This is a genomic window from Corynebacterium sp. ACRPH, assembly GCF_022347285.1.
Classification (GTDB): domain Bacteria; phylum Actinomycetota; class Actinomycetes; order Mycobacteriales; family Mycobacteriaceae; genus Corynebacterium.
Window position 1 is genome coordinate 1 of sequence record NZ_JAKRND010000002.1, and the last position, 18,440, is coordinate 18,440.

An 18,440-nucleotide genomic window follows, 5' to 3' on the forward strand; every position below is an offset into this window, starting at 1 on the left:
CTGCTACACCCCTCCCCTGCTGCGCCCCCGACACCGCGCCAGCCGGGGCAGGCGGCAGGGGGCGTCACCAAGAAAGAAAGAGCTACTTGCGCGGCGTAAGGATCCGCGGGCCGTCGGCGGTCGCGGCGACGGTGTGCTCCCAGTGCGAGGAGAAACTGCCGTCATCGGTCAGCACCGACCACTCGTCGTCCAGCACGTAGGAATCCGCCGTGCCCAGCGCCAGCATCGGCTCGATGGCCAGCACAGAGCCCTCCTGGATCTCCGGGCCTCGCCCACCGCGGCCCTCGTTAGCCAGGTACGGATCCTCATGCATGGTGCGGCCGATGCCGTGGCCGCCGTACCCATCGACGATCCACAGCTCCACGTCGAACTTCCGCGCGGCAGCCTCGGTCGCCTTCTCCAATGCCCAGGACACGTCCGTCAGGCGGTTGCCGGGCACCATCGCCTTCAGCCCTTCGTACAGCACCCATTCGGTCGCGCGGTTTAGGCGGTCGTGCTCGTCTGCGATCTCGCCGATGCCGAAGGTCCAGGCGGAGTCCCCCACCCAACCGTTGAGCGTTGCGCCGCAGTCGATAGAGATCAGATCGCCTTCCTTCAGCACCACATCTGCGGACGGGATGCCGTGGACGATCATGTCGTTCGGGCTCGCGCAGATGGAACCCGGGAAACCGCCGTAGCCCTTGAAGGTCGGGGTGGCGCCGTGGTCGCGGATGACCTGCTCGGCCACGCGGTCCAAGTCAAGCGTGGTCTTGCCCGGCGCCGCAGCCTTCTTGACCTCCTGCAGCGCCAGCCCGACGATCTCCCCGGCGGCCTGCATCGCATCCAGCTGCTCGGCGGTCTTGGCCGCGATCTTCTTATTCCTTCGCCTAAAGCCCATGTGGTTTCGCTTCTGTTCTCTTTGCTTACTCGTTTTTTCTTAGTGACGCCCCCTCGCGGGGCGAATAACCACAAATCCCGCCAGGTCGGACCGTGTGGGGCCGGCTGGCGGGATCAGCGATTCTTGCGCAGGGTGTTTACTTGTCCAGCGCGTTCAGCGTGGTGCAGGAGATGTCCTCCACGGTGCCCTCTGCGTCGATATTCAGCAGAACGTCCTTGTAGTGGTCGATCAGCGGGGCGGTCTCCTCACGGTAGACCTCCAGGCGGGTGCGGATGGTGTCCTCGTTGTCATCGTTGCGGCCGCGGGCCAGCATGCGATCAACAACAACGTCCTCGGAGACTACGTAGTTGATGACTGCGTCCAGGGAGTGGCCGTCCTCCTGCAGCATCTTCTCCAGCAGCTCTGCCTGCTCGATGGTGCGGGGGAAGCCGTCCAGCAGGAATCCGTCGGCGGCATCGTCCTGGTTCAGGCGGTCGCGAACCATGTCGGCGGTGACGGAGGTCGGGACCAGCTTGCCAGCGTCCATGTACTCCTGCGCCTGCTTGCCCAGTTCGGTGCCCTGGGAGATATTGGCGCGGAACAGATCGCCGGTGGAGATGTGCGGGATCTTCAGTGCATCGGACAGCAGGGATGCTTGGGTGCCCTTGCCAGCGCCGGGAGGGCCGAGCAGAACTAGTCTCATTTGAGGAATCCTTCGTAGTTAGACTGCATAACTTGCGATTCGAGTTGCTTGATCGTGGTCAGGGCAACGGACACCAGAATCAGGATGGCGGTACCACCGAACGGCATCTGGCCCTGGCCTGCGGCCTGCGTCGTCTGCACACCCATGTTGATCAGGATGTTAGGCAGAACGGCGATGAGCGCCAGGTAGATGGAACCGACGATCAGCAGACGGTTCATCACATATCCAAGATACTCCGCGGTCGGGCGGCCCGGGCGGATGCCCGGAATGAAGCCACCGTACTTCTTCATGTTATCCGCCTGATCGTAGGGATCGTACTGGACGGAAACGTAGAAGAAGGAGAAGAAGATGATCAGTGCCACGTACAGCAGGATGTACTGCCAGGCAGCCGGATCCGTCAGCACGGTCATGACGTTCCGGTTCCACCAGTTCTCCTGGCCCGCGCCCTCCGGGTTGCCGGACTGAATGATCTGAGTGATCAGGATCGGGACTGTAAGCAGCGAGGAGGCGAAGATTACTGGGATAACGCCGGCCTGGTTGACCTTCAGCGGCAGGTAGGTGGAGGTCTCTCCGTACTGACGGCGACCGATCATGCGCTTTGCGTACTGGACCGGGATGCGACGCTGGCCCTGCTCGATGAAGACCACTCCGACGACCAGGATCAGCACACCAACCAGCACTGCTGCGAAGACGAAGCCGCCGGAGCCGGAGAAGATGGAGGCGCCCTGCGCCGGCAGAGAGGTAGCAATGCCCGCGAAGATAAGCAGGGACATGCCGTTGCCGATACCGCGGTCGGTGATCAGCTCACCCATCCACATCAGCAGCACCGCGCCGGAGGTCATGACCAGCACCATGACGACCAGGCCGAACACGCCGGTGCCGTCCTTCAGGACCTGCACGCCCTGGCCCAGCAGCTGGCGGCGATCCGCCAGCGCCACGATGCCCGCGGACTGCAGCAGAGCCAAGGCCACGGTCAGGTAACGGGTGTACTCCGTCATCTTCGCCTGGCCGGACTGGCCTTCCTTCTTCAGCTGCTCGAACTTGGGGATCACCACTGTCAGCAGCTGCACGATAATCGAGGCCGTAATGTACGGCATGATGCCGACGGCGAACACTGAAAGCTGCAGCAGCGCGCCACCTGAGAACAGGTTGATCAGCGAGTACATGGCCGAGCTGTCGGTCAGGTCGGAGATCTGCGACTGGATCGAGCCGTAATCCACGCCTGGTGTGGGGATCTGGGCGCCGATGCGATAGAGGATGATCATCGCAAGCGTGAACAAGATCTTCTTGCGAAGATCAGCGTTCTTGAACGCCGAGGTGAGGGCGGACAAACTTTGCCTCCTGTGTAGTTTCTTACCTTCGTGCGGGATCTACTGGCCAGCGCACCTGCACTTCAAGATACGCCCGCATAGAGGCGACACTAATTGCAACCTGTACAGGTTAGCAGACAGGACAAATGCTTACGATACTGTACCACCTATAGCGGACTACTAATTAAACGCCACTGCCCTGCCACTTCCCTACCACTGCCCCGGCTCTATCTACCTGGACTCAGAACTCGCCGACGTGTGGGCGTCAATAGATAAAACAAAAACGCCCCACCAGCACAACAATGCACTGGCAGGGCGATTCTTGAAAAGCTAAGCGCAGCTAGAGCGTACTAGCCTATTTGCTTACTTAGCCTCGGTAGCGGTGCCACCGGCAGCCTCGATCTTCTGCTTGGCAGAGCCCGAGAACTTGTTAGCGGTGACGTTCAGCTTGACGCTGATCTCGCCGTTACCCAGAACCTTCACCGGCTGGTTCTTGCGAGCCAGACCAGCTGCAACGATGTCTGCAACGGTGACGTCGCCACCGTTGGAGAATGCCTTCTCCAGGTCAGACACGTTAACCACCTGGTAGGTGACCTTGGCGGGGTTCTTGAAGCCCTTCAGCTTAGGTAGGCGCATGTGCAGTGGCATCTGGCCACCCTCGAATGCTGCCGAAACCTGCTTACGAGCCTTGGTGCCCTTGGTACCACGACCTGCGGTCTTACCCTTAGACGCCTCACCACGACCCACGCGGGTCTTGGCCTTCTTGGCGCCCGGAGCGGGGCGGAGGTCGTGGAGCTTAATTGGATCGCTCATGTTTACTCTCCTGCCACTTCTTCAACCTCGACCATGTGGCGCACAACGTTGATCTGGCCGCGGACGATCGGGTTGTCCTCGCGGACGACCGTCTGGCCAATGCGCTTCAGGCCGAGAGAGCGCATGGAATCGCGCTGCTTCGGCTTGGTTCCAACCAAGCCCTTAACCTGGGTGATCTTCAAAGCCATTGCTTATGCCCCCTGTCCTGCTGCACGAGCGCGCAGCATAGCGGCCGGAGCAACCTCGTCCAGGGACTTGCCACGGCGTGCGGCAACCTCTTCCGGACGGACCAGCTGCTTCAGGCCAGCCACGGTTGCGTGGACAATGTTGATGGCGTTGTCGGAGCCCAGGGACTTCGACAGGATGTCCTGCACGCCGGCGCACTCGAGCACCGGACGGACAGCGCCACCAGCGATCACACCGGTACCAGGAGCGGCGGGCTTCATCATAACGACGCCCGCAGCGTCCTCACCCTGAACCGGGTGGGTGATGGTGCCGTTGATCATCGGAACGCGGAAGAAGTTCTTGCGAGCCTCTTCTGCGCCCTTCTGGATGGCGGCAGGGACTTCCTTGGCCTTGCCGTAGCCGACGCCGACCATACCCTGGCCGTCGCCGACGATGACCAGCGCGGTGAAGCTGAAGCGGCGACCGCCCTTCACAACCTTCGAGACGCGGTTGATGGTAACCACGCGCTCGATGAACTGGCTGCGCTCATCCTGCTGGTTGCGACGATCGTTACGGCCACCGCGGTCGTTGCGGTCATTGCGGCCGTTACGCTCGTTGCGCTCGTTCTTGTCGTTGTTCTCGGCGGAGCGTCCGCCGTTACGTTCACGTCCCGACATCACGCGTTCCTTCCGTTGGTGTTGTTCGTGGAGTTGGTCATTAGAACTTCAGACCACCTTCGCGGGCAGCATCAGCCAGAGCGGCGACGCGGCCGTGGTACTTGTAGCCCGCACGGTCGAAGACGACAGCCTCGATGCCAGCGGCCTTTGCGCGCTCGGCGATCAGCTGGCCAACCTTCGCACCGCGAGCCTTCTTGTCGCCCTCCATAGCGCGCACATCGGCTTCCATCGTGGAAGCTGCGACCAGGGTGTGGCCTGCAACATCGTCGATGACCTGTGCGTGCATGTGGCGAGAGGTACGGTGAACTACCAGACGCGGGGTCTCCGGGGTGCCGGAGAGGGTCTTGCGGATACGGAAGTGACGACGTGCGCGTGCGTTGCGGCGGCGGGTGGAAATATCCTTGCCCACCGGCAGACGCTTTTCGTTTTGTGCAGTGTTGCTCATTACTTACCCGTCTTTCCGACCTTGCGACGGACCTGCTCGCCCTCGTAACGAATGCCCTTGCCCTTGTAAGGATCATCCTTACGCAGACGGCGGATGTTCGCGGCGATCTGTCCGACCTGCTGCTTGTCGATACCTTCGATGGAGAACTTGGTGTTGCCATCCACGGCGAAGGTGATCCCCTCCGGTGCCTCAATCAGCACAGGGTGGGAGTAGCCCAGTGCGAACTCCAGGTTCTTGCCCTTGAGCTGCACACGGTAACCAACACCGAAGATTTCCATCTTGATGGTGTAGCCCTTGGTCACGCCCTCGATCATGTTGAAGACCAGGGAGCGGGACAGGCCGTGCAGGGAACGATTCTTGCGGTGATCATCCGGGCGGGTAACGACGAGTTCTTCGCCTTCCTGAGCCACGGTGATCGGGGCCGGAATGTCCTGGCTCAGGGTGCCCTTCGGACCCTTAACCTCGACAGACTGGCCGTTGATGTTGATGGTGACGCCAGAGGGGACAGCCACCGGTGCCTTGCCAACACGAGACATGGTTTGGACCTCCTCTAGTTACCAGACGTAGGCGAGAACTTCTCCGCCTACACCCTTGTTCTGAGCCTCACGGTCGGTCAGCAGGCCGTGGGACGTGGAAATGATAGCCACACCCAGGCCGCCGAGAACCTGCGGCAGCTCGTTGGACTTTGCGTACACACGAAGACCCGGCTTGGAGACACGGCGCAGCCCGGAGATAGAACGCTCGCGGGACGGGCCGTACTTCAGCTCGATGTCCAGTGTCTTGCCAACCTTGGCGTCATTGACGGTGTAGTCAGCGATGTAACCCTCCTCCTTCAGAATCTCGGCGATGTTCGCCTTGATCTTGGAGGAAGGCATGGAGACGGAATCGTGGAACGCGTTGGATGCGTTCCGCACGCGGGACAGCATGTCCGCGATGGGATCAGTCATGGTCATAAGTTTTGACCCATAGCCTTTCTCATTGCGGTTCCCAGCCCACCCAGGATGCGTGTACCGCACGCTTGCTGGCTACTAGCGCGCCCCACGCTAAGTAACGTGGGGTGCTCGCCGCCGTGTCCGCGCGGCCGCTTTATTGGGCGAGGGGCCTACAACAAAGTGGTTTGATGTTTACACTGCTCACGCTGCCAACCCAGTTTTGGGCATGGGGCAACGCAAGACCTGATAACTCTAGCAACCACCTGCGGGTTTCCCCAAATCGCTGTTTTTCTTGTTTTGTGACGCCCCTAGGGCCAGAAATCCAGCAGATCAGGAGTAGGGCCGATAGCCGCCCGCACTGGCCAGCTGGTTAGCGCGAATGGGCTCGACGGGGAGCAAGACGGAGAGGCTGTTCTTGGCCGAGGACGGTAGGCGCCGAGCGATCGGGCCGAGCTTGTCGGCAAGAGTTCCGACCTTGAGGTCACCTTCGCGGAGGAGCTGCTGGACCGCGACCATGGTCATATGCGCACGGCCACCGCAGAGAGCTGCGAGACTCATCGGGTCGAAGGGCTGAAAGGTCTCGAGACCGGTCCAGTTAAGGGCGGTGTGGTGCGGACCAGTGGCGTGAGGGTGCGCTGGATGTGAGACGCCGTGTGGATGCATAGCTCAAAAGTACAGGCCGGCGCCTGCGACGGTGGCTGCATGCAGGGTTTGAGTGGCGATTAAAACGGTGGCATGCGGGGTTTGAGTGGTTTGTCAAGCGGTGAAAAATGAGCAGAAACTGTGTGTAGCATTTGTGCTACATTAGCGTCTAGACAGAGGCTTTAAGTCAATCGACCTGCAGGTTTTGTTCGTTACATGAGTTATGTCACACTTTCGCTGCACCTGTTGCGAGGGTGAGGTGCCATTCACTACACATGTTGTACGTACACGAAGTACAGACCGGGCGACAGCGGATCGGAACTCGCAGAACCGATCCCCGATCTGCCGCCACATTGCAGTTTTATACACCCCTCTCGGAAGGAGATTCCTTTGAAGTTCAAGAAGTCCCTCATCACCCTGGCCGCAGCATCCTCCGTTGCCCTGGCTGGCGTTCCGGCCGCAGTTGCAGACGAGGCTCCCGAGGCACCGGCCGCTTCCGCGACCGCCACCCAGCCGGCTGCTGACGAGGCTGCCGACGAGAACGCCGAGGGCACCGAGAACGAGGGCGCTTCCGAGGGCTCTGAGGGCTCCATCGACCACGAGAAGAAGGAGAAGCTGAAGGGCTCCATCGACGACGAGAAGAAGGAGAAGCTGAAGGGCTCCATCGACAACCTGGCTGGCTGGGACGAGACCACCTCTACCCTGGACAAGGCCAAGGACGTTATCGGCTTCATCGGCAAGATCGTGAAGATCTTCCTGTAAATCCGTCGCGGATACTGGGCTCCGGGCTCCGGATGCCAGACTCCGGACACAACAAACCCCGCTTCCCTAATTATCGAGGAGATCCTCGATGGGAAGCGGGGTTTCGCTACGCTGAATTACTCAGCGGAGCCCTTCTGCTTGAAGGGGAAGCCCAGCTCGCGCAGCAGTGCGCGGCCTTCGTCGTCGTTGGTTGCAGTGGTAACGACGGTGATGTTCATACCGCGCGGACGGTCGATCTTGTCGACGTCGATCTCGTAGAACATGGTCTGCTCGGACAGGCCGAAGGTGTAGTTGCCGTGGCCGTCGAACTGCTTGTCGTTCAGGCCACGGAAGTCACGAATACGCGGCAGAGCGACGGTCAGCAGGCGGTCCAGGAACTCCCACATGCGGTCGCCACGCAGGGTAACGCGGGCGCCGATGGGCATGCCTTCACGCAGCTTGAAGTTAGCGATAGCCTTCTTCGCGGTACGGATCTGCGGCTTCTGACCGGTGATCTTGGTCAGATCTTCGATTGCGCCGTTGATCAGCTTGGAATCGCGAGCAGCGTCGCCGACACCCATGTTGACGACAACCTTGGTGACGCCCGGGATCTGCATGACGTTCTCGTAGCTGAACTCGCCGTTCAGCTTCTCGCGGATTTCCTCACGGTAGCGAGTCTTCAAACGTGGGGTGTAGTTTTCGCTCATCGTTAGATGTCCTTCCCGTTGCGCTTGGACACGCGGATCTTCTTACCGTCTTCATCGAAGCGGTAGCCGATACGGGTCGGGTTGCCATCAGAGTCAACGACCATCACGTTGGACACGTGGATCGGAGCTTCCTGGGTAACGATGCCGCCGGACTCAGCGCCGCGCTCTGGAGCGGAGTTTGCAACGTGCTTCTTGATTCGGTTGACGCCCTCGACCAGGACCTTGTCGCGCTGCGGGTAGGCCTCGATAACCTTGCCCTTTGCACCCTTGTCCGGGCCGGAGATTACCAGTACGGTGTCGCCCTTACGGATCTTCATTTAGAGCACCTCCGGAGCCAGGGAAACGATCTTCATGAACTTCTTGTCGCGAAGCTCACGTGCGACCGGGCCGAAGATACGGGTGCCGCGGGGATCGTTGTCGTTTGCCTTGATGATGACAGCTGCGTTCTCATCGAATGCGATGTAGGAGCCGTCCGGACGACGGGTCTCCTTCTTAGCGCGGACAATGACAGCCTTGACGATGTCGCCGGCCTTGACGGTGCCGCCCGGTGCAGCTTCCTTGACGGTAGCTACGACGACATCACCGATACCAGCGGAGCGTCGAACGGAACCACCGAGCGGACGGATGACCAGGATTTCCCGGGCACCGGTGTTGTCGGCAACTCGCAGACGCGATTCTTGCTGAATCACTTGAGTCTCCTAATTTGACCTAGATTTTTGCTTACCGTGCGTGGGATTTCCGACCCTCGCGCACGCGGTCTGTGCCAGCGCGCGTTCCCCGCGCCTTCTGGCAACCGCTATATTCTTCCACACCCCTATTCAGCCGACCAAATCGCCGTATCAGAGTTTTTCGGGGCGGCGGTGGATTTCGCGCAGCGGGGGTATGTTACCCCACCCCCGTGTAACGCTATTTTCGTTCTTTATTGACGCCCCCTCACACCTCATCGCCCCGCATTTCCAGCAAGCCTGCTAGCAGTGAACTAGCCTGGTATTTTGCCCCTCAAAACCACCGCTAAGAATGTGCCCATAGCGTGGGGTTATGTTCAAAAACTTAAGTATCCAGGACGGCGCGGACGCCAATAAAAGGGCGATTCGGGACAGCCCCCCCTTACCGCTAACAGCCACTTTTCAGATCGCGCCCAGGGATTATGAAGGATCGCTTATGAGCCGTTTCAGCGGGCAGGTAGAACTTTTGCACTGTGCTTAAAGTGCACGGTCATGTTAAATTGATCCCCGTACCACGGCCGGTTCAGGCCGACGCACCATCTTTCACGTGAGGATTAAACACATGAAGCTCAAGAAGTCTCTGCTGGCTCTGACCACCGCCGCTACCGTTGCAGTTGCTGGCTCCACCGCTGCTGTTGCTGAGGACAACGGCGCTAACGGCTCCAAGGACACCAACATCTCCACCAGCCTGGGCAAGCAGGACGGCGACACCAAGACCAAGGAAGAGAAGAAGCAGGAGCTGGCCGGTTCCGCAAACAAGTTCTTCGACTGGGACGAGAATACCTCCGGCCTGAAGAAGCTGACCACCGTCGTCACCCTGATCACCACCGTTGCAGCCCTGGTTGGCGGCATCGTTTCCCTGTTCAACAACTTCCAGAAGCTGGGCAAGCTGGCCAAGTAAGAACGGCCTTCTCAAGCTAGAACAAATTCGTTCAGCTGAGACCCAAGCCCCGCGGCGATCCTTGAACTGGCCCCCGAAAGTTGGACTGGTTTAACTCTAGGCGGTTAGGGCTTCAAGGGTCTGATTCCGATATTGCATCGGGGTCAGGCCCTTGAGTCGTTGCTGGATGCGTTCGGTGTTGTACCACCCGATGTATTCGTCGATTGCTTGCTTGAATTCTGCGACGGTGTCGAAGACTTCACCGTGGTACATCTCGGTTTTCACGTGGCCGAAGAAGTTCTCCATGACCGCGTTGTCGTAACAGTTGGCTTTACGCGACATCGACTGAACACCACCGTTGTCACCGATCAGGTCGCGCCAGGAGGCGTGCTGGTATTGGAAGCCTTGGTCAGTGTGCATCATCCACCCGGGTTCAGGCGCACACGTTTTAATCGCCTTGGACAAAGAGGCAGCGGTAAACGCTGTCGACGGCGATGTAGCCACGGTGTGAGCAACAATTGAACGGTCAAACAGGTCCATCACCGGTGACAGGTAGACCTTGCGGCCTGCGACCCTGAACTCAGTGACGTCGCTGACAAAGACGGTGTTTGGCTGATCCGGGGTGAACTTGCGGTCAAGCTTGTTGTCAGCGATGTGGCTGATCGTCCCAGCATAGGAAACATAAGGTCTACGTTGGCGAATCTTGGCTCGCAGACCCATCTCGCACATGAGTTTGTACACGAGTTTGTGGTTGACCACCCACCCCTGATTACGCAGGTCAAGTAGCACTCGTCGGTAGCCGTAGCGATGCTTGTTACGTTCAAAACTTGCCCGGATCGCGTCTTTGAGCTCGGCGTGCTTATCTGGCTGGCCGAGTCGTTTCTGGTGGTAGAAAAACGTCGACCGTGGGATACCTGCTGCCTCTAGGAGGTACTCCAAGCGGTGGTGCGACTTGAGGATGACAATCGCCTGGACTTTCAGGCGCGTCCCTGATTCCTCAAGTCCCGCAATTTTTTTAAATAAGCGTTTTCCGCTTCCAACCGCGCGATCCGGCGCCGCAGCTTCTCCTCTTCGGTCAGCGGCTTTGGCGCAGCCGAGCCTTTGGGTCTGCCCTTCGGTTTCGGTTTTAACGCCTCATCGCCACCGTTGCGCCATTCCCAGGACCAACTAGTGACGAGCTGGTCTGACGACAGGCCAAACTCACGTGCAAGATCCATCTTTGTCTCGCCGGCCAGGTGGCGTTGGACAACTTCCTTTTTGATCTCGAACGAGTACTGCTGCTTTGTCGGTTTCTCCACAAGACATAGCCTGCCATGCAGCTGAAACCGCCGATAGAGTTTGCGCGTCACATCTCTCGAAACTCCAACCACCTTCGCAGCAGCTTGGCTGCCCATGCCCTGCTCGAAACACTCCACTAACTGCTCGCGCTGATATTCACTTAGCGAACTTCGTGCTCTCAATGAAAACTGCTCCCCACTAGTCGGTAACTGATTTCTCAGTCCAACTAATGGGGAGCAGTTCACCTCGGATCCCCGCGGGGCTTTTCCTATCCCCTCACCCTTTCACTTTGCTTTAGGCAAGGGTACGCTAACCTCTATCATGACCATGAACCTGTCGACTTTGAGTACCCCAGCGAACACTCCCGCGTACCGCGCAGCCTTCTCTGACCACCAACTCCTGGCCGCCCCAGCTGAACCACACCACCAGATCATCCGCGCCGCCGTTTACGACGTCAGCTCCCCAGCAGAAAACCTGAAACGGATTGTCATCCATTCCCCCGAGCTCGTTGACTTTCAGCTTTCCGGCCCCGACGAGTTCTTTGGTCTAATAATGCCTCCAAGCACCCACGGGGATCTTCATTTGCCTCCCTACAGTGGCGACACCAATATCCGTGCATGCGTTGCGGCTATGCCAGACGACCAGCGCCCAAATCTACGTTGGTATACCGTTCGCTCACTCGATTCCGAGCATGGGCTGATAGCCTTCGACGTGGCGACTCACGGCGTCAACAACCCTAAAGATGAGAACATCGGACCGGGGCTTACCTGGACCCTTGAGGCTCGCGCCGGCGATCAAGTAGGCATCTGGCCAGGCCGGGGACTGTGGCACCGCGCGCACAATTCGCAAACGCTAATTGCAGACCCATCTGCCGCACCTTCCATTCGAGCCATCTTGGAATACACGCACACTTTCGCCCCGGAACAGTTGTGCGACATGCACCTCGGGATTGTCGCCGAGAACCACGACGACCTCGAACCATCCCTCATCGCTGACTGGGAGAACAAACTGGGTAGCCTCGAAGTATTGTTTAGCGCGACAACGGATTTCAGCGCGGCCGTTATGTCCCACCTGCAGCAACTGGACCGCGTCGAACACCCTGCAACTCAGTCGAAGTACGTCTGGGTCGCGGGCGAAGGCCAGCTTTGCAAGGAAGTTCGACGCCACGCAATCCACACATGGGGCCTCAATAGCGAATCTGTGCAGTGGTGCCCCTATTGGTTCCTTGGGAGGGCTAGGCCTTAGGCCCTACGATCAAGAACCCTGTGGCGGGTTAGCTACGATCCCCCGCGGCACGATCACCGGAGCCGTACCGCGGGGATCTTCCCACACCTCGGCATTCAGGCCATATGCCTCGCGCAGTACATCTACCGTCAAAGCCTCCTTTGGAGTCCCCTCGGCGATCTTTTTCCCATCCTTCATGACGATCATCTCGTCACTAAAAGCTCCCGCCAGGCCAAGATCATGAAGCACGGTAATCACCGTCTTGCCCTCTTGAGCGAGCTCCCGCACGATACTTAGAATCTCTATCGCATGCGCCGGATCTAGGTAGGTAGTCGGTTCGTCCAACAGCACAATCGGCGTATCCTGCGCCAACACCATCGCCATCCAGACCCGCTGCCGCTGGCCGCCGGATAGCTCCGCCACGTCGCGGGCAACAAGATGGTCAACCTTCGTCTTCTTCAGCGCCTCGCACACTTTTTCTTTATCTTCTGACGCCGACGCTCCCCCACCCCAGAGCGATCGACGATAAGGGTGCCGTCCGCGTTCCACGAGTTCTCCAACAGTCAACCCCGCCGGACACAGCGGGTGTTGTGGCAAAAGCGCAATTAGTTGGGCGGCTTCGCGTGCCCCCAAACTATGCACGTCTTTCTCCTGGGCAAGTACCTGCCCTTCGGCGGGAGCAAGCAGCCGAGAAAGCGTCTTCAGCAACGTCGACTTGCCACAACCATTGGGGCCTAAGAGCGTGGTGACCTTCCCGGACTCTGCAGTGAAAGACACGTCCTTAACAATGCTTGGGCCGTCGTTGTAGCCCACGGTGACGTGATCAACTTGAACGTTCATTGAACCATTCCTTTCAGAGTTCCGCGACGGGCCGCCAACCACACAAGCAACACCAGCGCGGGTCCACCAATGATGGCGGTAACCAAACCCACAGGGGATGTAAACGGCAGTGCGCCCGCCACGACGGCGCACGCGGCCAATAGAGCGGAGCCAGCAAAAGTAGAGCACAGCGGATGGGGCGTGGGCGTTCCGGCCACCAGCTTGGCCAGCTGAGGAGCCAATAGTGCCACGAATCCAATTGGGCCGACAAAGGAAACCACCACCGCGACAATGCCCGTTGCGGCGATGAGCAAGATAGCGCGCACCCTCGTGACATTTACACCAAGTGTGGACGCGGTGGCGTCATCATGAGAAAGAAGAGGGACATCGCGCGTAACGCAGAGGCCTAAAACCACGAAGGGCAACAAGCCCAACACCATAGGCAACAAAGCTTCCGTACGCACAAAGCCGGTGGACCCAGCGAGCCAAGTTTGGGCATCCGTGGCACGAGTTAAGTCAGCCCTGAGCAGAAGATACTGCACTAAAGACTGCGTGAGGAACGACAGTGCCAGGCCGATGACCACTACGCGCTGCGACGTCCCGAAACCACCGAGTAGAACGAGCAAACCAACGATCACTAGTGCGCCAACCAAAGCGAGTGCAGCACGCCACCAGAACGTCGGCACCCCCTCACTCCATGCAGGGCGGGTAACTACGGTGCCCGCCACAACCAAAACCGCCGCGCCGCCGGAGACACCGAGAATGTCCGGGCTGGCCAACGGATTGCGAGCCATGGTTTGAGTCCACGCACCGGCCAGCCCTAGAGCCGCGCCGACCAGAACGGTAGCGATTGCTACAGGCAGGCGGAGATCCCACACCACGTTGATTGCTTGCTGTGTGCCCCCACCGGTGAGAACCTCGATGACTTCCACCGGACTGAGCTTCACCGCACCTTGTCCCAGGATTAAGCAGTAACAAAGCGCCGCTATGAGGGCGAACCCTGCCGAAGCTGCCAGGATGCGTCTGCTTCGTGAACGCTTGATGTTACGGATAGACGTCATATCGCTCATATCGCCAGCTCCGAGTCATTCGAGGTCGGTGCGCTCTTCTTACGCCGTACCGCCAGAATCATCACTGGGGCACCGACAATAGCTAGGACAATGGACATTTCCAGCTCGTTAGGCTGCAAGACGAAGCGACCCACAATATCGGCTAGCAGTACAGCCGCGCCACCGACGATGCCAGTTGGTAGCAAGAGGCGGGTAAGCGCCGGACCAGTGAACGGGCGCAGTAGGTGCGGCACGGCGAAGCCCACGAAGGTCACAAGCCCCACGGTGGCTGTCGCCGAGCCGGCGAGGATGATCACCGCTACGGCAGCCAGCAAGCGGGTTCTCGTGGGCGAGCTGCCAAGGGAACGGGCGGAGTCCTCTCCCATCGCAAGTAGATCCAGCGGGCGTGCTGCAAGCGCACCACATAGAGCACCTAGTGCTAGGCCTAAAGCAGCTAAGGCCACGTCTTCCATACCCCGCCCAGCCGTAGAGCCGACAGTCCAGCGACGGAGCCCTTCCAGGGTGTCGGAAGAATAGAGGCTCAGCATGTTCGTGGCCGCTTGCAGGGCAAAGGTAACTCCCACGCCCACGAGTACCAGAGTTAGCGGGTTACGGGATACGCGGGAAATCAACAGCACGATTAGAGCGGCGACGGCAGCTCCGAGGAGCCCCACAAGTGTTCGCTCTCCGACCGTCGTTGCCCAGCCCAAGGTCAGTGCCGCTGCGACTGCGAAACTTGCTCCGGCGTTCACGCCGATAATGCCGGGATCTGCCAAGGGGTTGCGGGTCCAGCTCTGAGCAATGGCACCCGCCATAGCCAGGGCTGCGCCTGTGATCACAGCCAAGAGGGTGCGCGGAACGCGCAAGTCCCAAATGATGCCGGACTGTTCAGCATTAATGTCGGACTGCGTAGATGGGTGCGGACCATGCATGAGGATGCTGGTCACCTCGCCAATGGAAAGGTCTTTGGAACCCAAGTACAGGGAGGCAACCAGCAGCAATGCCAAACCAACGAGTGCGGCCGAAGTAAGCAAACGCCGGGAAAACACCAAAGAATGTCGAGTTCTTGAGACGGACACTTTCAATTAAATTGCGTCAGAGAATTTCTCGACCGCCCAAGGGATGGTCAATGGGTTCGGCATGCTCATTGCATTGCCCACATTTTCGTCCATCCAGCGGACCTTGCCTTCGCGAACAACGTCCAGCTTGCTGAATGTTGGATCCTTCTTCAAGGTATCGGCGGCACCCTGGTAATCAAGGACGAAGAGGTAATCGACGTTGTTGAGGTCGCTGTAGTTCTCAGGTGCGATGTCGCGGTAGAACTCGCCCCCGTTACCTTCGAGCTCCTTCGGGATCTCGAAGCCCAGACTCTCGATAAACTGCCCACGACCGTCACCGGAGGTGTACAGGCCGATCTTTCCCTGATAAGGCATGACGATAGCCGCACGCTTGCCTTTGAGCTCAGGGTGCTGCTGTTGGAAATCATCGAAGGCCTTCTGCGTTTCTTCGACAAGCTTGTCGCCTTCTTCTTGCTTGTCTACAGCGCCGGCGATCTGGTTGACCTGATCCCGCCATGGGATCTGCCAGTCCGTGGCACCGTCTGGCTTCACGGTGGTGGGGGCGATGTCATTAAGCGCCTTCTTCGCCTGCGCGTCTACGGCAGAGTTCACCGCAATGATCTTGTCCGGATCAGCGGCGGAGATCTTCTCCAGGATTTCAGCAGTGAATCCATTGGCAGTACCGTAAACCACTTCAGGCTTGTTGTCGCCGAGCTTTTCGGTAGCCCATGGGCCGACGCCAGACGCATCAACATCTCCCTCAGCACCCCAGGGCGCTACGAGGACTGGTTGGATGCCAAGGGCAAGCAAGGTATCGCTGTCTCCCAGGCCAACTGCGGCGATGCGCTCGTCCCCGGTGTCCTCATTTTTTGACGCCGCCGCGTCATCGCCTCGGGAGCAACCAGACAGAACAAGAGTGGATGCTGCCAAGACAGCGGCGGTCTTCAGCGCCGCTCGACGGGTCAGCGAATTGTTTCGAAACATGTGGAAGCCTAACGTGTAAGGAACTCTTTGAAGCGCTGTAAAGTACCCGTAGCCCCAAAGGGCTGATGGCCTCTTTCAGCTACGGTGGATTCAGCAATCGCGCCCATCTTACACAGGTTAGGCTAACCACACAAAAGGCTGCCCTAAGTTAATTATTTTGGGGGATGTGTGGCCGCCGATATGGAGGCAGCTCAGCCGCTAGGGGCCAGCCGACAGGGGGCACTTTAGAAACGGTTTAGCAAACCACCAAACGTCCGCCGCTCCTCCACACGCTTCGCCCGAGACAAATGTCCTGAGGTTCGCCCGACCACCGGCAGTTACCTACCTCCCCTCCCCACCTCGAACAGCTGGGCACTCCACCCCACCGCCTGCTGCGAACGCGCTACCGCACCCACGGCAGCCAGGTGCTTCGCAATCACACGGGCCGTGGGCAGCTGCGATCCATACAGAACGAGGCGTGATAAATCTTCCTCGTAGTCATGATCCTCGGCCCCGCTTTCCTGCAACACTGGGGTCACCAGGAACAGCTGCGCCCCAAAACGTAGTACGGCAGCTACCAGCTGTTGCAGCTCTATAGCTGGCCAACGCCGCCACGGATCAACCAGCACCACAGCATCTACCTGCTCACACAAAGTAGCCACTGTGCCAGCCCAATCCGCCCGGCGCACATCCTCACCGCTACGCCCAACCGTTGGAGCGTGCAGTGCACTATAGCGAGCACGATCCCGGCGGCGTGGAGCAATATCGCGCAGCATAACCTCCTCTGTGCTAGCCCCAGGCTCCGTCATCGCTGCAGTTGTTGCGCCTACTGAAATCCTTGCGTCATCTTCTGCCTCCGAAAACGACCCCAACACCACGGCGTTGGCCTGCGGTATCTTACGTAGAATCTCATCCGCATACACCGCCGCGGCCGGACCTCCCACCGCGCACCGAAGCGAGCCAGCATCCTGTCGCGCTAGTAGCTTGCTGCTCAGAATCTCCGCTGCGGCCGGGGCCGACCACTGAGCGCTGGAGGCCGCCTGTTCGTGTTCCTCCACGGCCAGTTGTGGCTGGGTTTGCACAATGTAGTCCCAGCGGTGCTCGCCCGTATCAGCCGGATTCTGCAGTGCCTGCCCTAGCTGGCCAAGTGCTGCGGTCTTGGCGGCTGCCGGCCCGGCAATCCAATCCCTTACTGGAGAATCCGGGTTTGCTAACTCGCTGCCCAGCGCAGTGAGGCCGATTCGAACCGCCCGTTGGTCCGCCACATCCTCCGCTGAGCTATCCAGTGCTGCATCCGCCGACAAAGTCACTAACCCCACTGCCTCCAAGTAACGCGCAATCCGGAGAGCCAGCTCCTGCTGCAGGCCAGTTGCTGCGGCCAGTTGATCCACTCGATCCGCGCCCTCATCAATCAGGCCAAAAATCCCCAACCCTACGGCTTGGCGCACCAGAATCGCCGACCCCATCTCGGTGAGTTCATGCAGCTCAATCACCGCATTACGGTGGCTCGTCACAGCCCCTGTCTCCGCCCCCTCACTGTCGCCCTGCGTAGCCGTCGCCCCTGCTTCCGATTGTGCCGGTGCCATCGCGCGCCAGTACCCCGTAATCTCCACGTTTTCCCGCGGAATCCCCAGAGCTCGAACCCAGCGTCGGATCGCCTTCAATCGCCCGGCCTCTCCCGCAGCCCATACATAGGGCATCGCGGCGGGCTCGGCCGCCCACTCTGGGTGTTCTCCGTACAACTCGGTAGCTTTCGCCACGAAGTCCCCGCCCTCGTCTCGCACCTGCCAGTGAATGTCCACCTGTGCTTCGAACTCCAGTCGCTGGATATGTGCCCGCGTGGCTACCTCAATAATCGCCACTGCCCTATACCCGGCGGGCAAAGACTCTATACAGCGAGCAATCGCCGGCAGCGCCGTCTCGTCGCCCACCATCAGTAGCCACGGAGTGTGGGTGGGCAGCGCTGCGCAAGACTTCGGCCCTGCGATATACAGGGGATCTCCCGGTCGAGCTCGTACGGACCAGTCCTCGGCCAGGCCTTGGCCATGCCGCGCGAAGTCTACGACGAGGCGGCCCTGGGAGGCGTCGAATGAACGGACGGTATATGTCCGAAACAGATCTTTGACCTCCTCTTGCCATAGCACCGTCGCGTCCTCCCGTGTGATGGGGTGAGGGCGCTCCCCGGTGGCCGGGTCTGGGAAGATGATGCGGATATCGTCGTCGAAACCATCGCTGACTAGCGGTGGTGCGTCTACGCCGAACGCACTATGGGCGCGTAGTTGTTCGCCCGTCAGAGTAATGCGACGCATCCCTGGTGTGATGTCCTCGATGTCATCGACCTGCAGTTCGCGGATCGTAATGGGGTAGATTTCCCTGTCTCGGCTATTCCTCGCCATGGTCATTCCTTTCTCGTTTCTGGGTTGGCGGTGTGCGGTGAGTCGGTGTGTAGCGGG

General features: G+C 59.6%; 22 protein-coding genes. 3 read left to right on the forward strand and 19 right to left on the reverse strand.

Annotated elements, in window-relative coordinates:
* Window positions 1–82: 82 nt before the first annotated feature.
* The 10 genes from map to MHX66_RS01055 all read right to left on the reverse strand — a co-directional run bounded on the left by map (window position 83) and on the right by MHX66_RS01055 (window position 6,459).
* Window positions 83–877, reverse strand: a complete 795-nt coding sequence (gene map / locus MHX66_RS01010; RefSeq protein WP_239198678.1) for a type I methionyl aminopeptidase — start codon at window positions 875–877, stop codon at window positions 83–85.
* A 136-nt stretch (window positions 878–1,013) separates the two neighbouring features.
* Entirely contained in the window at window positions 1,014–1,559 is a 546-nt protein-coding gene (locus MHX66_RS01015; protein WP_035003036.1) for an adenylate kinase, read from the reverse strand.
* Window positions 1,556–2,890: a preprotein translocase subunit SecY gene (gene secY / locus MHX66_RS01020; protein ID WP_239198680.1), complete on the reverse strand. Its 1,335-nt coding sequence runs from the start codon at window positions 2,888–2,890 to the stop codon at window positions 1,556–1,558. The genes MHX66_RS01015 and secY overlap by 4 nt, the downstream gene beginning before the upstream one ends.
* A 342-nt stretch (window positions 2,891–3,232) precedes the next feature.
* Window positions 3,233–3,682, reverse strand: coding sequence for a 50S ribosomal protein L15 (gene rplO / locus MHX66_RS01025; RefSeq protein ID WP_034984966.1), 450 nt, complete (start codon window positions 3,680–3,682; stop codon window positions 3,233–3,235).
* 2 nt (window positions 3,683–3,684) lie between these two features.
* On the reverse strand, window positions 3,685–3,870 hold the full coding sequence (rpmD, locus tag MHX66_RS01030) for a 50S ribosomal protein L30 (protein ID WP_005291917.1): 186 nt from the start codon (window positions 3,868–3,870) through the stop codon (window positions 3,685–3,687).
* 3 nt (window positions 3,871–3,873) lie between these two features.
* On the reverse strand, window positions 3,874–4,524 hold the full coding sequence (gene rpsE / locus MHX66_RS01035; protein ID WP_005291919.1) for a 30S ribosomal protein S5: 651 nt from the start codon (window positions 4,522–4,524) through the stop codon (window positions 3,874–3,876).
* Between the two features lie 40 nt (window positions 4,525–4,564).
* Window positions 4,565–4,969 (reverse strand): 50S ribosomal protein L18, encoded by a 405-nt coding sequence (gene rplR, locus MHX66_RS01040; RefSeq protein ID WP_005291922.1) that lies wholly within the window; start codon window positions 4,967–4,969, stop codon window positions 4,565–4,567.
* Window positions 4,969–5,505 carry a 50S ribosomal protein L6 gene (gene rplF, locus MHX66_RS01045; protein WP_005291931.1) on the reverse strand — a complete coding sequence of 179 codons (537 nt, stop codon included), beginning with the start codon at window positions 5,503–5,505 and terminating at the stop codon, window positions 4,969–4,971. The genes rplR and rplF overlap by 1 nt, the downstream gene beginning before the upstream one ends.
* Window positions 5,506–5,523: 18 nt before the next feature.
* Window positions 5,524–5,922 (reverse strand): 30S ribosomal protein S8, encoded by a 399-nt coding sequence (rpsH, locus tag MHX66_RS01050; protein ID WP_005291933.1) that lies wholly within the window; start codon window positions 5,920–5,922, stop codon window positions 5,524–5,526.
* Between the two features lie 309 nt (window positions 5,923–6,231).
* On the reverse strand, window positions 6,232–6,459 hold the full coding sequence (locus MHX66_RS01055) for a hypothetical protein (protein WP_239198682.1): 228 nt from the start codon (window positions 6,457–6,459) through the stop codon (window positions 6,232–6,234).
* Between the two features lie 474 nt (window positions 6,460–6,933).
* Here MHX66_RS01055 and MHX66_RS01060 point away from each other — a divergent pair, with 474 nt between their 5' ends.
* Entirely contained in the window at window positions 6,934–7,305 is a 372-nt protein-coding gene (locus tag MHX66_RS01060) for a hypothetical protein (RefSeq protein WP_239198684.1), read from the forward strand.
* Window positions 7,306–7,421: 116 nt separating this feature from the next.
* Here the strand turns inward: MHX66_RS01060 and rplE are convergent, their stop codons facing one another.
* The 3 genes from rplE to rplN are packed head-to-tail and all read right to left on the reverse strand — an operon-like array spanning window position 7,422 to window position 8,680.
* Complete coding sequence (gene rplE / locus MHX66_RS01065; RefSeq protein ID WP_005291938.1) at window positions 7,422–7,991, reverse strand: 50S ribosomal protein L5; 570 nt, start codon at window positions 7,989–7,991, stop codon at window positions 7,422–7,424.
* Between the two features lie 2 nt (window positions 7,992–7,993).
* Window positions 7,994–8,308: a 50S ribosomal protein L24 gene (rplX, locus tag MHX66_RS01070; RefSeq protein ID WP_005291939.1), complete on the reverse strand. Its 315-nt coding sequence runs from the start codon at window positions 8,306–8,308 to the stop codon at window positions 7,994–7,996.
* Entirely contained in the window at window positions 8,309–8,680 is a 372-nt protein-coding gene (gene rplN, locus MHX66_RS01075; RefSeq protein ID WP_005291942.1) for a 50S ribosomal protein L14, read from the reverse strand.
* A 598-nt stretch (window positions 8,681–9,278) separates the two neighbouring features.
* Between rplN and MHX66_RS01080 the strand changes: the two genes are divergently transcribed.
* The gene (locus MHX66_RS01080) at window positions 9,279–9,617 is read left to right on the forward strand and encodes a hypothetical protein (RefSeq protein WP_239198686.1); all 339 of its coding nucleotides are present in this window, start codon (window positions 9,279–9,281) and stop codon (window positions 9,615–9,617) included.
* Window positions 9,618–9,713: 96 nt separating this feature from the next.
* Here the strand turns inward: MHX66_RS01080 and MHX66_RS01085 are convergent.
* Window positions 9,714–11,056 (reverse strand): IS3 family transposase gene (locus MHX66_RS01085; RefSeq protein ID WP_370646243.1). Its coding sequence is split into 2 segments (ribosomal slippage): window positions 9,714–10,615 and window positions 10,615–11,056, totalling 1,344 coding nucleotides; the frame shifts between segments, so codons are not numbered across the junction.
* Window positions 11,057–11,201: 145 nt separating this feature from the next.
* On the opposite strand from MHX66_RS01085, the gene MHX66_RS01090 reads away from it, so the two are divergent.
* The gene (locus MHX66_RS01090; RefSeq protein ID WP_239198688.1) at window positions 11,202–12,119 is read left to right on the forward strand and encodes a siderophore-interacting protein; all 918 of its coding nucleotides are present in this window, start codon (window positions 11,202–11,204) and stop codon (window positions 12,117–12,119) included.
* A 9-nt stretch (window positions 12,120–12,128) separates the two neighbouring features.
* Here the strand turns inward: MHX66_RS01090 and MHX66_RS01095 are convergent, their stop codons facing one another.
* The 5 genes from MHX66_RS01095 to MHX66_RS01115 all read right to left on the reverse strand — a co-directional run bounded on the left by MHX66_RS01095 (window position 12,129) and on the right by MHX66_RS01115 (window position 18,383).
* Window positions 12,129–12,938, reverse strand: a complete 810-nt coding sequence (locus MHX66_RS01095) for an ABC transporter ATP-binding protein (RefSeq protein WP_239198691.1) — start codon at window positions 12,936–12,938, stop codon at window positions 12,129–12,131.
* Window positions 12,935–13,987: a FecCD family ABC transporter permease gene (locus MHX66_RS01100; RefSeq protein WP_370646244.1), complete on the reverse strand. Its 1,053-nt coding sequence runs from the start codon at window positions 13,985–13,987 to the stop codon at window positions 12,935–12,937. The genes MHX66_RS01095 and MHX66_RS01100 overlap by 4 nt, the downstream gene beginning before the upstream one ends.
* A complete protein-coding gene (locus MHX66_RS01105; protein ID WP_239198694.1) occupies window positions 13,984–15,000 on the reverse strand; it encodes an iron ABC transporter permease in 1,017 nt (338 codons plus the stop codon). Before MHX66_RS01105 ends, MHX66_RS01100 begins: the two co-directional genes overlap by 4 nt.
* A gap of 51 nt (window positions 15,001–15,051) precedes the next feature.
* Window positions 15,052–16,008 (reverse strand): iron-siderophore ABC transporter substrate-binding protein, encoded by a 957-nt coding sequence (locus MHX66_RS01110; RefSeq protein ID WP_239198697.1) that lies wholly within the window; start codon window positions 16,006–16,008, stop codon window positions 15,052–15,054.
* A gap of 317 nt (window positions 16,009–16,325) precedes the next feature.
* Window positions 16,326–18,383, reverse strand: coding sequence for a siderophore-interacting protein (locus tag MHX66_RS01115; RefSeq protein WP_239198700.1), 2,058 nt, complete (start codon window positions 18,381–18,383; stop codon window positions 16,326–16,328).
* Window positions 18,384–18,440 lie beyond the last annotated feature (57 nt).